Annotated in this window: 15 protein-coding genes; 6 read left to right on the top strand and 9 right to left on the bottom strand. The window is 58.2% G+C overall.

The window, feature by feature from the left end; translation table 11 throughout:
• Positions 1-17 precede the first annotated feature (17 nt).
• From GH722_20055 to GH722_20070, 4 genes are read right to left on the bottom strand one after another with little or no spacing between them, the layout of a single operon-like run.
• Positions 18-860 carry an alpha/beta fold hydrolase gene (locus tag GH722_20055; GenBank protein MRG74060.1) on the bottom strand — a complete coding sequence of 281 codons (843 nt, stop codon included), beginning with the start codon at positions 858-860 and terminating at the stop codon, positions 18-20.
• A gap of 14 nt (positions 861-874) precedes the next feature.
• Entirely contained in the window at positions 875-2269 is a 1395-nt protein-coding gene (locus GH722_20060) for an amidase (GenBank protein MRG74061.1), read from the bottom strand.
• Positions 2266-2484 (bottom strand): hypothetical protein, encoded by a 219-nt coding sequence (locus GH722_20065; GenBank protein ID MRG74062.1) that lies wholly within the window; start codon positions 2482-2484, stop codon positions 2266-2268. Before GH722_20065 ends, GH722_20060 begins: the two co-directional genes overlap by 4 nt.
• A gap of 8 nt (positions 2485-2492) precedes the next feature.
• Positions 2493-3251 (bottom strand): hypothetical protein, encoded by a 759-nt coding sequence (locus tag GH722_20070; GenBank protein ID MRG74063.1) that lies wholly within the window; start codon positions 3249-3251, stop codon positions 2493-2495.
• 49 nt (positions 3252-3300) lie between these two features.
• Between GH722_20070 and GH722_20075 the strand changes: the two genes are divergently transcribed.
• Entirely contained in the window at positions 3301-4089 is a 789-nt protein-coding gene (locus GH722_20075) for a hypothetical protein (protein MRG74064.1), read from the top strand.
• Between the two features lie 10 nt (positions 4090-4099).
• Here GH722_20075 and GH722_20080 read toward each other — a convergent pair whose 3' ends face one another.
• A complete protein-coding gene (locus GH722_20080; GenBank protein MRG74065.1) occupies positions 4100-4606 on the bottom strand; it encodes a MarR family transcriptional regulator in 507 nt (168 codons plus the stop codon).
• 77 nt (positions 4607-4683) lie between these two features.
• On the opposite strand from GH722_20080, the gene GH722_20085 reads away from it, so the two are divergent.
• Positions 4684-5631 carry an EamA/RhaT family transporter gene (locus GH722_20085; protein ID MRG74066.1) on the top strand — a complete coding sequence of 316 codons (948 nt, stop codon included), beginning with the start codon at positions 4684-4686 and terminating at the stop codon, positions 5629-5631.
• Between the two features lie 73 nt (positions 5632-5704).
• On the opposite strand, the gene GH722_20090 is transcribed toward GH722_20085, so the two are convergent.
• Genes GH722_20090 through GH722_20100 form a run of 3 tightly spaced genes read right to left on the bottom strand, consistent with a single transcriptional unit; the run spans position 5705 to position 8915 of the window.
• Positions 5705-6370, bottom strand: a complete 666-nt coding sequence (locus GH722_20090; GenBank protein MRG74067.1) for an FCD domain-containing protein — start codon at positions 6368-6370, stop codon at positions 5705-5707.
• A gap of 11 nt (positions 6371-6381) precedes the next feature.
• Positions 6382-7278, bottom strand: coding sequence for a DUF1932 domain-containing protein (locus GH722_20095; protein MRG74068.1), 897 nt, complete (start codon positions 7276-7278; stop codon positions 6382-6384).
• 38 nt (positions 7279-7316) lie between these two features.
• Positions 7317-8915 (bottom strand): hypothetical protein, encoded by a 1599-nt coding sequence (locus GH722_20100; GenBank protein MRG74069.1) that lies wholly within the window; start codon positions 8913-8915, stop codon positions 7317-7319.
• 315 nt (positions 8916-9230) lie between these two features.
• Between GH722_20100 and GH722_20105 the strand changes: the two genes are divergently transcribed.
• The 4 genes from GH722_20105 to GH722_20120 all read left to right on the top strand — a co-directional run bounded on the left by GH722_20105 (position 9231) and on the right by GH722_20120 (position 13680).
• Positions 9231-10214: a hypothetical protein gene (locus tag GH722_20105; GenBank protein MRG74070.1), complete on the top strand. Its 984-nt coding sequence runs from the start codon at positions 9231-9233 to the stop codon at positions 10212-10214.
• 102 nt (positions 10215-10316) lie between these two features.
• Entirely contained in the window at positions 10317-10865 is a 549-nt protein-coding gene (locus tag GH722_20110; GenBank protein ID MRG74071.1) for a hypothetical protein, read from the top strand.
• A 45-nt stretch (positions 10866-10910) separates the two neighbouring features.
• Positions 10911-12440 carry a hypothetical protein gene (locus GH722_20115; GenBank protein MRG74072.1) on the top strand — a complete coding sequence of 510 codons (1530 nt, stop codon included), beginning with the start codon at positions 10911-10913 and terminating at the stop codon, positions 12438-12440.
• A gap of 22 nt (positions 12441-12462) precedes the next feature.
• Entirely contained in the window at positions 12463-13680 is a 1218-nt protein-coding gene (locus GH722_20120) for a CoA transferase (protein ID MRG74073.1), read from the top strand.
• A 24-nt stretch (positions 13681-13704) separates the two neighbouring features.
• On the opposite strand, the gene GH722_20125 is transcribed toward GH722_20120, so the two are convergent.
• Positions 13705-14333, bottom strand: a 629-nt coding sequence (locus GH722_20125) for a hemolysin-type calcium-binding protein (GenBank protein MRG74074.1), incomplete at its 5' end; no start/stop codon positions are given.

The raw sequence follows: 14333 nt of genomic DNA on the forward strand, positions 1-14333 counted from the left end.
TGTCGGGGAAGGGAAGTCTAGGTTCCCAGAAACCGGTTAAACGCGGCTGTCGTTTCCGCCAGTGTCTCTTCCGTGCGAATTCCCGGCAGCGCCTGATATTCGGCGTGGGGGAGGATGCCGCGGGCTTCTTCCAGGACCGGGAATACCATGTCGGTGGTGGCGAAGGTAATCAGGGTGGGCTGGGTGATCTTCGGCACATTGACGGCCATCGGATAGCGGAAGGCGGCGCGGTAGGATTTGTGGTAGGTGGTCAGGCCCTTCATGACCTCCACGAACTTGTCATGCAGGAACTCGGCTGACGGCAGGTCGAGGGGGACACGATGTTCCTTGTCCTTCTTGAACCAGGGGAAATAAATGTACTGGTCTCGGGCGAAGTGCCAGCCCCACATCACCTGCAGACCAAGCTGATCCGGCTTCATCTCCGGGGCGTAGGTCTTCAGGATTTCATCGAGTTCATCCGGGGTATAGAGGCCGAATCCGTCGAGGATGACCTTGCGGACCCGGTCTGGCCAGTTCAGTGCCAGACAGGTCGCCATGCGGGCACCGGTATGGGTGCCATAGAAATCAGCCTGCTGAATGCCGAGACTGTCCATCATGCCGATGACCGCAGCAGCATAGTCGGCGATTTCCGGCTGCACGCCTTCCGGGGGCATGGAATCACCGTTGCCCATGGTGTCCGGGGCGATGACATGGCGGCTGTCGCCGAGGCTGCCGATCACCGGTTCCAGCATCTTCGAGGAACCGGGGGAGGCATGCATCATGATCAGGGGCGTACCCTCTGGTTTGCCGGCGGTACGATAGTGGATCTGGCCACGATCCAGGTCGGCAAAGCCGCGTCTTACAGTCGCCATTGTCTGCATTCTCCCTTTGAGGACTAATCAATCGGTCGTTTGTCGAATTCCGGCGTTGCCCGCTCATAGGCGCTGGCTCCGCGCAGCACTGTTGCATCATCCAGCATGGCACCGCTGATCTGGAAGGCCATCGGCATGCCGGCTTTCGAGAAGCCGCAGCGCACGGAAGCACAGGGCACGCCGGCGATGTTGGCCGGGGCTGTGATCAGCGGTGAATTGAGGAAATAGAACGGTTTGATCTCTTTCACGACCGGTGGGTCACCCAGCATACCGGGATAGATCAGCAGGTCGACGCGGGTCATCAGCTTTGCTGTTGCCAGTGCCAGTTCGCGACGGGTCTTCTGGGCGTTGATATAATCGGCTGCCCGGATAAAGGCCCCCATGCTGATGCGCGAGCGGGTGAAACTGGTATAATTCTCAGGCTGTTCCTGCAGCCATTTTTCATGAATGGCGTAGGCCTCCGACATCATGATGACGGAGTTGGCGACCGTGAAGTCCCAGAGATCGGGCAGAGTGACATCAATGATTTCAGCGCCCAGCGCACGATAGACCTCCAGCGCATCGGTGGTGGCCTTGCGATGCTCCTCCGAGATGGCGGAAAGTTTGGAGAAATTCGTGACATAACCGATCCGTAAACCTTTCAGGTCACCGGTCAGGGCAGCGGTACAATCCGGTGCCGGGGCATTCAGGCTGGTAGGGTGTTCAGGGTCATGACCTGAAAGAACATCCAGCATCAGGGCGCAATCTTCCGATGTGCGGGCCATCGGGCCGGTATGGTCGAGTGAGCCGGAGAGGGGGAATACACCCCGCAGACTGACCCGGCCATAGCTGGGCTTGATCCCGGCGGTACCACAAAAGGCCGCAGGAATGCGGATTGATCCGCCGGTATCCGTGCCCATGGCTGCGGGGATAAGACCGGCAGCGAGTGCAACCCCGGCGCCACTACTGGAACCACCGGCATAGCGTTCCGGATTCCAGGGGTTGCGGGCATGGGGGACCAGTCCGTCGCCGGACGGCCCGCCAAGGCAAAACTCGGTGTTCTCCAGCTTGCCCATCAGTACGGCACCTGCCGCCCGCAATTTCGTCCAGGCGACGGCATCGGTTGCCGGCACACGGTCTGACGTTACCCGCGAACAGACGGTGGTCCGGATGCCCGCCGTGTCATAGGCGTCTTTCAGCCCGACCGGAATGCCATGCAGGGGACCGCGATACTTCCCGGCAGCGATTTCTTCGTCAGCTTCCTTCGCCTGCTGTTCGGCAATGTCGAATGTCGGGGTGATGAAGGATTTGCAGCGATCATCCAGGTTTGTGATCCGGCCGATCAGTGTCCGGGTCAGTTCCAGTGACGACAGCTTGCGGCCTTTAAGCAGCCCTGCCAGTTCGGCAACGGACTTATAATGAAGAGGGGCGTCGCTCATCCGGCATTTCCCTTCGCTGCATCCACCACCAGTTCCAGCGGATCGAGCGTTGCCATCGTCTCTGCCCCGATATCGCGGCCTTCAGGGCGCAGGCGCGCCGTCAGTTCGCGCAGGCGGTCATAGGCGTCACGCAGGCCATCGGTATCCTGATGCGCGGGATCAAGGCCGGCGCGTTGCATGATACGAAGGAAGTCATCGGGCGGGGTGGGGATCATCATGGTTCCTATTCAGCGGCAATGGCGGCGGCATCATGCAGGAAGGGGCGGGAAGCACTGGCGCGGCGGACCAGATAGTTCCAGCGCAGGTCATAAACCTTGTCCGAGGTGAGGAATTTCTTGGCCTGTTCTGCGGCCTCTGCCGGGACCAGCCGGAGGTCGCCGGCGGCCATTGCGGCAAGCTGAATACCTGCGGTTTCGTCAAACAGGATGCCGCAGATAACAGCCTCCCGGATCGAACGGGCGGCAATCAGCAACCCGTGATTTTGCAGCAGGAGGGCGCGGCGGGGACCAATGGCTTCGGCCAGTGCACGACCGGTTGCCTGATTTTCAACGATGCCGTCGTAATTGTCGTAGAGGGTGCAGTCGTCATGAAAGACCAGCCCGCTCTGGAAGACCGGTTCAAGGTTCGATCCGGTCGCACTCAGCGCCACGGCGTTGTGGCTGTGAGTGTGCAGGATACAGCAGACATCCGGGCGCTGCTTGTAGATTTCCGTATGGATGACCAGTGACGGGCTGACCTTGCCGCCGTCGGTGGTCTTCAGGCTGAAGTCGGCCTGATGGATATTGTCGGCCCGTACATCATCAAAGCCGTGACCATAGGTATGGGCAAACAGGTTGTCTGCACCGGGCAGTCGGGCGCTCAGATGACCGGCGATGCCGCTGTTCTGTCCCTCATTGTCGAGAATGTGATATCCGAGGAGAAGTTCGCGGCGAAGTGTCGACTGATCCATGACCGATCCTTTGACCTGACAGATTTGTTCCATCAGTATAACATTATGACATTAGAAACGGAACAAGTGATTGAGGGTGGATATGACTGATAATCTCAAAGGCTTTGTGGCGCCTCTCGACCCGGTTGGCGGTGCCAGTCTTTATGGTCCTCCGCCCTGGCATTTTCATGGTCGTTCCCTGACGATTATCGGACGTTGTGACCCCGATGCAATTGCTGCACTTGTGCCTGCGCCGCTGAAGCCGGTTGGCGAGCCGCTGGTACGGTTCAGCCTGCATGAACTGACCTGTGATATCGGGCTGGGCCGGGATTTTGCGCAGCGTCATCCTGAACGCAGCCGCTGTCATGAAGCCGTCATTGGTCTGATCGTCACAGATGGAAAACGAACCGGCTTTTATGATCCGTTTCTGTGGTGCAATTCAGATGCGGAAATTGCGGTCGGTCGGGAGATGTTTGGCTGGCCGCAGGTGGCTGGTGATCTCTGGCTTACCGGGCCAGACCCGCAGACCGGTCATCAGTCCGGTGACGTGATGGCGGGACTGGTCTCGAAGTCCGGGCGCCCGGTCATGGAGCTGTCGATGACACTGGATGCGCCGGGCGAGTTGCCGTCACAATGTGGTGCCTTCACGACATTCTTCACCATGCGGGTGCTGCCAGACCCGGCAGGTGGCCCGACGGTACGGGAAGTTTATGGATCCGACATGATCAACCCGACCGCAGGGGATCGCTGGACCGGGGCTGGTGAACTGACCCTCAGCGCACCGGAATTGCTGCCCCTGCAACCTGCTGAAATTGTTGCGGCCTGCACCAACACGATCTCCTGGGCAAAGCCTTATGCCGAACTTGTTGACCGGCGGGAAGTGCCGGTCTGAACAGCTCCGGTCAGGTATCGTCGGCGTGAGAGAGCAGTTTGGCGAGCAGCCCGGAAAGGGTCGCCAGTTCCTTGTCTGTCAGACAGACCGTCAGTTCGGCCTGATTCGCAAGATGCTCGGGGACGGCGCGATCAATCAGCGCCAGCCCCTTGTCGCTGAGACTGACAAGAACGCCCCGACGGTCAACCGGGCTCGGGCGGCGCTTGATCAGTTTCCGGCGTTCCAGCCGATCGAGGCGTGCGGTCATGCCACCGGACGACATCATGGTGATTTCGAACAGGCGGGTTGGCGTCATCTCGAAAGGCTCGCCCGAACGGCGGAGCGCAGCAAGTACGTCGAACTCGCCCGGCTGCAGGCCATGCTTAGCGAACAGGGGGGCCTGATGGTCGCGGCTGATCACTGCCGCAGTTTCCCCCAGCCTGCCCAGCAGTTCCATCGGGCGCAGGTCCCAGTCCGGAAACAGGGCTGACCATTGTGCAACAGCACGGGCAGCACGGTCATTGGGCACGGTTGCCATTTTAATATTTACCTTTATATCGAGATACTTTATATAAAGATAAATCATTGATGCCGTAATGGCAAGGAAACCTGACCATGACAGAGATAAAACCCGGTGAAAGTTCCGGCGGATCCGGACTGCTGCCACCCCTGTTGCTTCTTATCGCCGGGTCATTGCTGGCGACCACGCTGATCTTCTCGCGCCTGGCCTCGGACGAAGGCGCGGCCATGCTGTGGTTCCTGTCTCTTGTCATGGGGGGTGCTGGGCTTGTGCTCTATGCGGTCGTGCTGATCACCGGCAAGGCAACCGGGAGTTTCCGGTCATTGTTTCGTTACAGCCTGATTGCCGGATCTTTTCAGGCTCTGCCGATGGCAATGGCTTATCTGTCGGTTGGTCATGTCGGGGCGGGGTATATCGCGCTGGCCTATGCTTTCCCGCTGCTGATGACCTATCTGCTGGCACTGTTATTCCGGATGGAGGGGTTTCGCCTGATCCGCACCCTTGGTGTTGCGGTGGCGGTGGTCGGCGGGCTGATGCTGGCGCAGGGAAAATATGACGGGCTTGCCGCCGGGTCGGAAGCGCTGGGCTGGGTCGTGATTGCATCGGTCATTCCGGTCATCGTTGCGGGCGGCAACCTGTTTCGCACCCGGTTCTGGCCAAAAGGTGCTGCACCGCTGCATCTGGCAGCAATGATGCTGATGATGGCATCGCTGGTCAGTCTGCCTTTTGCGCTGATGTTTGAAGGTACTGCCGGTTTGTCAGGTCTGGCAGCCAGCCCGACGCTGGTGATGTTCACGCTGACCAATATTGCGCTTTTTGCGCTCCAGTTCGTTGCCTATTTCCAGCTTCAGCTCCTTGCCGGGCCGGTTTATATGAGCCAGATCGGATCAGTTTCGGCGGCAGTGGGTACACCGGTTGCCGTAATCATGCTGGGTGAGACATTACCGCCGGTCTTTCCAGTGGCGGTTCTGCTGATTGTCGCGGGTGTCATTCTGTTCCAGATTCGTCTGACCGGCAAAGGGACAATCGCTGCATCTTCCTGACATCCGCTCTGAAAGTGAGACAGGCGTGTTCTGATGATCTGTCCCGGCGACTAACAGTCTGTAAACAGGATAACTATGTTTGCGTCAGGGTCATGCGCAGCCGTTCGCGATGGGCGCTGCGGACATGTTCCTCGCCCAGTGCCCGGGCTGTTGTTTCGTCACGCGCCTCTATTGCGGCGAACAGGGCCAGATGTTCGGCATAGGCGGTGGCCCGTCGTTGGTTCACATTGAGTGTGGAGGCGCCGAGCAGGGTGGTCTGGATGGCTGTGCGCTTCAGGGCGTCAGTGAGGTAGCGGTTCTGACTGCCACGGGCTATCTGCTGATGAAACAGCCGGTTGATCCGGACAATCCCGCCGGGGTCATCAAGGGATAATCGTTCATGCTCCAGCAACTCACGCAGGGCTTCGATCTCGCTGCTGGAAATATGACGGGCACAAAGTCCCGCAGCCATACCCTCCAGCGTTTCACGATAAAGATAGAGTTCCGTCTCGGCCCGGTGGTCGAGTTGCCGGATACAGAGGCCCCGGCGGCCACTCTGTTCAAGCAGACCATCGCTTTCAAGCAGGCTGAGCGCCTCCCGCACAGGGGTGCGGGAGACGCCAAACCGTTCTGCCAGATCGACTTCCGTCAGGCGCTGGCCCGGCGTCAGTTCACCAGACAGGATGGCCTCATAAAGCCGCTGACTGACCAGTGTCTTCGGATTGTCCGTTTTAGCGGCTTCTCCGGGAGCCCCGGTCATTGCCCTTAACCTCAGCTTTTCGTGCGGCGGGTCGACAGGGCGGCTTTGTAGTTCTCGATCGTTTCAGCCGGGTTCTCGATGTAATGCGCCTTCAGGTCGATATCAGCGGCCCATTGCTGACGCTCGGCAATGGCCGTTGCCATCAGCGGCTCAATGCCGAGGCTGCGAACCGTATCGGCTGATTCCCGCATTTCTGCGGCCCGGCGTTTGCCGTGAACGCCCAGACGACTGATCTGGTAACCTGCAATCTGATGCCAGTCGAGACCGGGATAGGTTTTGGCGAGAGAACCGATAATGCGGTCTTCGACACCGATCACTGTTGCGGCAGCGACGGATTCCGCAAACAGGGCTTCCATGCCCTTGATCAGCACAGAGCGCAGCAATTTGATCGACGAGGCCTGCCCGAGTTCGGGGCCAACGACTTCAGCAACCATGCCATGTGCGGTAAGGCGGTCCAGAATGCCGGCGGCGTCAGGTCCGGCCAGCAGCAGCGGAACCTGAAACCCTTTCTGGGGAACGGTGTCCATCGCAACCCCTTCAACAAAGGAAGCTCCTGCTTTTGTCACGATGGCAGAAATCGCTTTCTTCCGCGCAGGGGCACAGGAGTTAAGATCAAAATAAACCTGGCCGGGCTTGAGATAGGGGGCAACCTGTTCCGCAGCAGCTTCGGCCAGATCGGCTGTCACTGTGCAGATAATCAGCTCTGCGCCTTCAACCGCAGCGGCCCGGTCCAGCTTCAGTTCAGTGCCTGAGTCCTTCGCCCGTGCTTCAAAGGCAGCATCTGTTTCGCCTTTGCCGTAGGCGATATCGAAGGCACGCGCGGTTGTGGCGCCGGAATTGCGAAACCCCTTGGCAAAGGCCGGACCGGCTTCACCGAAGCCGATGATCGCGATGGAGTTGAATGTCATGTTTCTCTCTCAGGTAATCAGTTTGTCGAGTGTCTGGTCTAGAATTGCGCCAGATACTGGGCGGGATCAATATGCGCACCAATGATCAGCGGGGTTGTGCCGTTTTTCGATGCCAGCGCGTCGGCAAGCGCCTGTTCGGTTTCCACTTCGATACCATGACATCCCATTGATTCGGCCAGTGGAACGGTTGCCACCGGCTCAATCACTGTGCCGATTGATTTGTACTGCCGCGCCATCTGTTTCAGTTCAATGCGGTTCAGCGAATTGTCGAGGAAGACGACGACCTTGATGCCTAGTTTCATGGCAGATGCCAGTCGTAGCTCACCCTGAACCATGGCCAGCCCGCCATCGCCGGTGAAGCAGATGACTTCGCGGTCCGGGTTCAGCATTTTTGCCGTGATGGCTGCAGGCAGCGAGAAACCCATCGAAGAGAGGCCATTCGTCATCAGTACCCGCCGTGGTGCAGTTGGTCGCCATCCCAGCCCGACCAGCAATTTGTGGCTGCCGACATCCGTGGTGACAATGGCATCTTCCGGCGCAACTGCCTTCGCCACCCGGATCACATCGGAGGGGTTCATCCGACCGGAAACACGGCCGTCTTCAAAGGCGTTGAACAGGGTTTCCATATGGCTGGAGACATCGCCGGCAGAATAACCGGGCTGTTCGGTCAGCGAACTGCGCAACCCGTCCAGAATGCCGGAAAGCGGTCCGACAATCTCGATATCGGCGGCATAGATCTGGTCGGTATTCGGAACCGTGTCGATATGGATGACCGGCGTTTCAACCGTCCAGGGTTTGATCAGTTCCACAGCATCGAAGCCGACGGCCAGAATCAGGTCCGCATCTTTCAGGAAAGACCAGACGATCTGGTTGCAGGCCATGTCGAGGGTGCCGGCAAACAGGGGATGGTCTTCACTGACGGTCCCCTTCGCCATCGGTGAGGAAACAATGGCCGCGCCGATATGTTCCGCAAGTGCGGTAATCGCCGGACCGGCATCAGATTGCATGGCCGAAATGCCAAACAGGATGACGGGGCGGCGGGCCTTGCTGATTTCAGCCGTGATTGTCTTGTCGGTCGTGGAGAAACTTGTCGCACCGAACTGGCTGCCTGTGGTGGGGGGCAACCGGATTTCAGCATCTTTTGCGACAGCACCGACCACATCGGCAGGGGTCGATATATGTACCGGTCCGGGGCGGGGCGCCATCGCCACACGGTGCGCCTTGCGCAGAACGTGGCCAACCGTATCCGGTGTGATGGTCGTCGCGTATTTTGAAATCGGCCCGAACAGCGCGTTATGATCGATCACCTGATGGGTGAATGTCGGCAGACGTTTGGTATCGATCTGCCCGGAAATGGCAATCATCGGGGTACGGTCGAGCAGCGCATTGGCGACGGAATTCACCAGATTGGTTGACCCCGGTCCAAGCGTGGACAGGACAACCCCCGGTCTGCCGGTCAGCATGCCATAAGCCTCGGCCATCAGACCCGCAGTGCCTTCGCGTCGGGCGAGTACAAATTCCATCCCCTCGCGTCGGCAGCCTTCGAGGAATTCGACTGACGGGTCGCCGGGGTAACCGAACAGATGGCGGATGCCGGCTGTTTTCAGATATCGCGCCATCACTTCAGAAACGTTCATGGATTTTCTCCTGCTCCGGCGCGCGGGTTGCGATTCCGGTTTTGCTGTTATTTTATTGTGTACAAAGGTACACAGTGTGGTGAAAGTTACGCAAGGTCGATCTGGAATGGGTTGCCCGGATAGTGTGGAATTGCTCGATTGTTGCGTTTTACGCAGCAGAGCTGATCATAATTGCAATGGACAGCAGTACGTTGCGTGATAGCCTTACGATAACCCCTTCTTCAAGAAAGGGCATCGCATCCGGCGACTGATTATGGCAGAGACCTTCTTTGCTGAGACCTGACGGGTACTTAACGATAAAACGGGAGGAACAAGATGAAGCTCAAGACATTTGCTAAGACCGCAGGCGCGGTTCTCATGGGTGGTGTGGTCGCAACTGCGATGGCCAGTACCGCACAGGCTGAATTTCCGGAAAAGCCGATCAAGATCATGGTTGGCTTCTCCGCAGGTGGCGGAACAGATACAACCGCACGCGGTTTTGCCAGCTACGTCCACGAAGCCGAAGTGATGAACGGCATGCCGGCTGTCATCATCAACAAGCCGGGCGGTTCCGGCATGGTTGCAGCCAAGATCGTCAAGGACGGCGAGCCTGATGGTTATACCCTGTATATGATCAACTCCGGTTCTTTTGCCGCAGCCGTCATGAGCGCCAAAGGCGAGGCACCGGTTGATCCGCGCAAGGACTTCACGAACCTCGGTTGCATTTCGCAGCTGGTGACCGCGCTGACGGTGCATTCCAGCAGCCCGTTTAAATCGGCTGCCGAATGGGTGAAGCATTACAAGGACAGCGGCGAGACCGTGCGCTGGTCAACCTCTGGTCCGGCAACGATGCATGCTCTGCTGGGGCATCTCTTCCTTGATACGATCGGTATCAAACATCAGGTCATTCCGTTCCAGGGCGGATCAAAGGCACGTGGTGCTCTGGTTGCACAGAAGGTTGATGCATCCTTCAACGGTGTTCACCTGACGGCGGGCTTTGAAAATGAAATCCGTGTTCTGGGTGTGCCAACGGCAAAGCGCGATCCGGTAAATCCGGATGTTCCGACCTTTGGAGAGCAGGGACTTCCGGCTCTGAAAATTGCCGGTCCGATGTGCCTTTGGGGTCCGAATGGCATGCCGGCCGAAACCGTTGCCAAGCTGGAAGCGGCTGTGAAACATGTCTCCGGGGTCAAGGGCTTCGGCACCTTCATGAGCAAGTCAAAGCTGGCAGCTTTCCACATGACTTCTGAAGAAGGTACGGCAGCAACCAATGCGCTGTTCGACACCCTGCAGCCGGTCATCGACAAGATCATCAACTGATTACTGCTGACAGGATACCCCGGGGGAGCCGAGCACAGGCTTCCCCGGGGTACTCCGTCTTCTGATATCTTCCTGATCAGCCCTGGCTGAAGCGAGTATGGTATGTCTCAATTTCGCTATCGAACCCGTATTGATCTCGGGGTAGCTGCCGTCACCCTGTTGACCGGCTCCTTTTTCCTGTATCAGGCAATGGGTATTGAACCCGGTTACGGCGGGTCCGTCCGGCCGATGATGCTGCCCATTTTCATTGCGGTGACGATGATGGTGCTGGGTGGGCTGGTTGGTCTAACCGCCCTCATGAACAACGCCGGGCTGCCTTCGCTCAAGGATGAGGCGGTGGAGCTTGCCGATGCTTCCGGCGACCAGTTCGGATTTCGTGATTCCAACCTGCGCCGCATTGCAGCTGTTGTCGGAACGGGTATTGCCTACCTCATTCTGTTTCATGCGCTCGGCTATTTTCTGGCCACGCTGATTTCATTTGTTCTGATCCAGCTGACATTTGGCAGCCGTAATCTGATCACTATCGCGGTGACCGCTGTGATCGGGACTGCGATATATCAGTATGTGTTCATGCATCTGATGGGGCTTTATGACCCGCCGGGCGCATTGTTCAATTTTGGCAAGCTGATCAGCAGTCTGTCTGGCGCGTGATGCCTGCGCCGTGTATTTGCGATAATCTGAAAGTGATTCCGAAAGATGCTTGATCTGATCGGCGGCTTTGCCAACCTGTTTTCCGACCTTGAAGCAGTCGGCTTTGTTTTTCTTGCAGCCTTTGTCGGCATTGTCGCCGGAGCCCTGCCCGGCCTGACAGCCTCGGCAGCCATCGCGATGTTGCTGCCGTTATCGTTCCATCTGGGGGCGCTTCCGGCTCTGGCATTTCTGTATGTCATCGGCAAATCGGGCCGGTATGGTGGCTCTATTGCTGCGATCCTGTTCAACACACCCGGTACGGCTGCATCGGCTGCCACCATGCAGGACGGCTATCCGATGACCCAGCGGGGCGAGGCGGGCAAAGCGCTGAAGACGGCAACCATTGCCTCGGTGTTCGGTGATTTCTTTGGCGAGATCATTCTGATTTTCGGTGCGGTTTATATCGCCAGCTATACCAAGACATTCGGCCCGACAGAATATTTCTCGATCTACATCATGGCATTTATTGTGATCGGATCTGTCGTCGGAAAGTCCGTGATCAAGGGCATCCTGTCTACCCTGCTCGGCGCCTTCGTGGCCCTCGTCGGACTTGATGCGATTTCTGGCGAACCCCGGATGACCATGGGATTCGACGAATTGCAGGACGGCCTGGCGCTGGTGCCGCTGCTGATCGGGGTTTTTGTTATCTCCGAAGTGATCATTCAGGCTGAGAAATCGGCTAAACAGGAACTGGTCAGTTCTGATATGGCGGATGTCAGCAACAAAGACGCCAATCATATGACCTGGGCCGAGTTCAAACGTTGCGTTCCGCTGATGATCCGCTCGTCATTTATCGGCTCGATCATCGGCATGATGCCGGGCCTTGGTTCGTCGGTTGCCTGCTTTGTTGCCTATGGTGAGGAAAAGCGGCGGTCGAAGTTCAGCGAGAAATGGGGAACCGGGATCGTTGAAGGTGTTGCGGCTCCGGAATCGGCCAATAACGCGGTTTCCGGCCCCAGCATGATCCCATTGCTGACACTCGGTATTCCGGGCAGCACGGTGGCCGCTGTGCTGATCGGTGTCTTCCTGATTCACGGATTGCAGGTTGGTCCGGCAATCTTTGACAGTACGTACAGCCGTGAGCTGATCTTTTCACTGTTTGCGGCAGGGCTGCTGGGAATCGTGGCCTATGGTGTCATGGGTTACTGGGGTGGACCACTGATTGGCCGGATGATTGCGAAGCTGCCGACCCATATGCTTTATCCCTTCATCTTCGTGACCTCCATTGCTGCCGCCTATTCAACCAGAGCCTCTATTCTGGATGTGGCGATTGCCCTGCTGTTCGGAATTGTCGGCTATTGCATGCGCCGGACCGAATTTTCGACCGCGGCCTTCGTGATTGCCTTTGTTCTTGCCAGCAACACGGAAGTTGCCTTTCGTCAGGCATTGCTGCTGTCGGATGACGGTGTCCTGATCTTTATCAAGGAGCCGGTGGCGGCATCGTTCCTTGGCGTTGGTCTGGCAGTGATGGTCTTCCGTGCGGTTTCCCTTAATCTGGCAAAACGTAAGGCTCAGAAAGCCAGCACCGGCGCCTGACAGTCGGGATTGTCGTCTGCAGATGAAACGGGCTGATCACATCGCGCCATTTCGCGGCCTGCGGGTTATCGATTTTACCCATGTTCTGGCCGGACCGGCCTGCGCCTACTATCTCGGGTTGATGGGCGCAGATGTCATCAAGGTTGAGTCCGTCGGCCGTGGCGATGCCATGCGCCATCGGGGCGGTACTGATCGCGATGCTGCCCGCGCCGGGATGAGTACAGCCTACCTGACACAGGGTGCGGGCAAAAAGTCGCTGGCGCTGGATCTGGGACAGCCGGAAGGTCTGGAGGTCATGCACCGGTTGCTGGAAACGGCGGATGTGCTGGTCGAAAATCACCGTCCCTGCACACTGGATGAACTTGGCCTGGGGCAGGATCTGCTGGCGGAGAAATATCCGCGGCTGATTCATTGTGCCATGACCGGCTATGGCCGGGGCGGTGACCGGGAGAATGCACCGGCCTATGACGTCAATATTCAGGCCATCTCGGGAATCATGACGATGACCGGGCCTGCCGGTGGTGGTCCGGTTCGTACCGGTGCTCCGATCATGGATTACAGCGTGGCTCTGGCAGCGGGTTTTGCGATCAGTGCCGCCCTGTTTCAGCGTCAGGCAACCGGGCAGGGCAGCTTCGTCGATGTCTCGATGCTGGAAACCGCTTATACGCTGATGAGTTCCACAATCACCGATTACTATGCCACGGGTCATGAACCCCGCCAGCGTGGTAACGCAGCCAACAGCCGCAGCCCCAGTGCCGGTAGTTTTGAGTGCCGGGAAGGAGTGCTCAGCCTCGGTGTGAATGAGGAAGGACAGTTTGCAAACCTCGCCCGGGTGCTGGGATGCGAGAGCTGGCTGTCCGATCCGCGCTATGCCGACCCTGCGGACCGGAAGGATAACGCGGACTCACTGGTTGAGGAACTGTCGCAGCGACTGAAGCAGCGGACGGCAACGGAATGGGAAGACCTGATGATGGCAAACGGTGTCCCCGCTGCCCGGCTCAGAACCCTGCCGGAGAGTCTGGCAATGGAGCAGAATGCAGCCCGTCATTTCATTCACACCGACCCGGTAACAGGTGTGAAAAACCCGACCCTGCCGTTCCGGCTGAATGGGGCAAAGGCCCACAATCCGTCATCTCCGGCACCAAAGCTGGGAGAAGACAGCACGGATATTCTCAGTAGCCTGGGATATGACGCGGCTGAAATCAGTGGCCTGCTGAATAATCACATTGTCGGTGACTGACCGGCCTGGTCTTTCCTGTCAGGGTCAGCTGTTGCTGTCGCTCCAGCTGGCGGCCAGAACCGTATCAAGCTGATCATGGAGACTGTCTGACAGTTCGGTCTCGTCCAGCGCAGGCGGGGTGAGGGAAGCCATCGCCGAAATCAGATTATCCACCTGTGCCGCAGCCAGTGTGGCACCGTCAGAGGTTTCAAATGCGGCGACCCGGTCATTCACATCACTCCAGTTCTGGACGGTGACGCTATCGGTGGTTCCGATAATCGACACTTGAAGATCATTGCCGGACTGACTGAACCACAACTGATCCTGTGAAACGCCGTCGCCAAAGACAAGGCGATCATCGCTGCCACCTTCACCGGTATTGACGATCTGGTCTGCGCCATCACCGCGGGCAAAACCATAACGGTCATTACCTGCGCCACCGGTCAGCAGGTCATCACCAGCACCCCCGGCAAGGATGTCATCACCGTCAGTTCCACCGAGAATGTCATTACCACTGGTTGCCACAAGAATTTCCATGACGCCCGTGGTCTCCGGCATGTCATCCGTATCCTGCGGGACGCTGCCCCGCAGGGTCAGGCTGTTGCCGGTTCCGGAGGCATCCGCTCCCGGTGCACCGCCGTCAGTGAAGTCGAGATGGAAGCCGCCCGTGCCAT

This window comes from Alphaproteobacteria bacterium HT1-32, from assembly GCA_009649675.1.
Lineage (GTDB): Bacteria > Pseudomonadota > Alphaproteobacteria > Rhodospirillales > HT1-32 > HT1-32.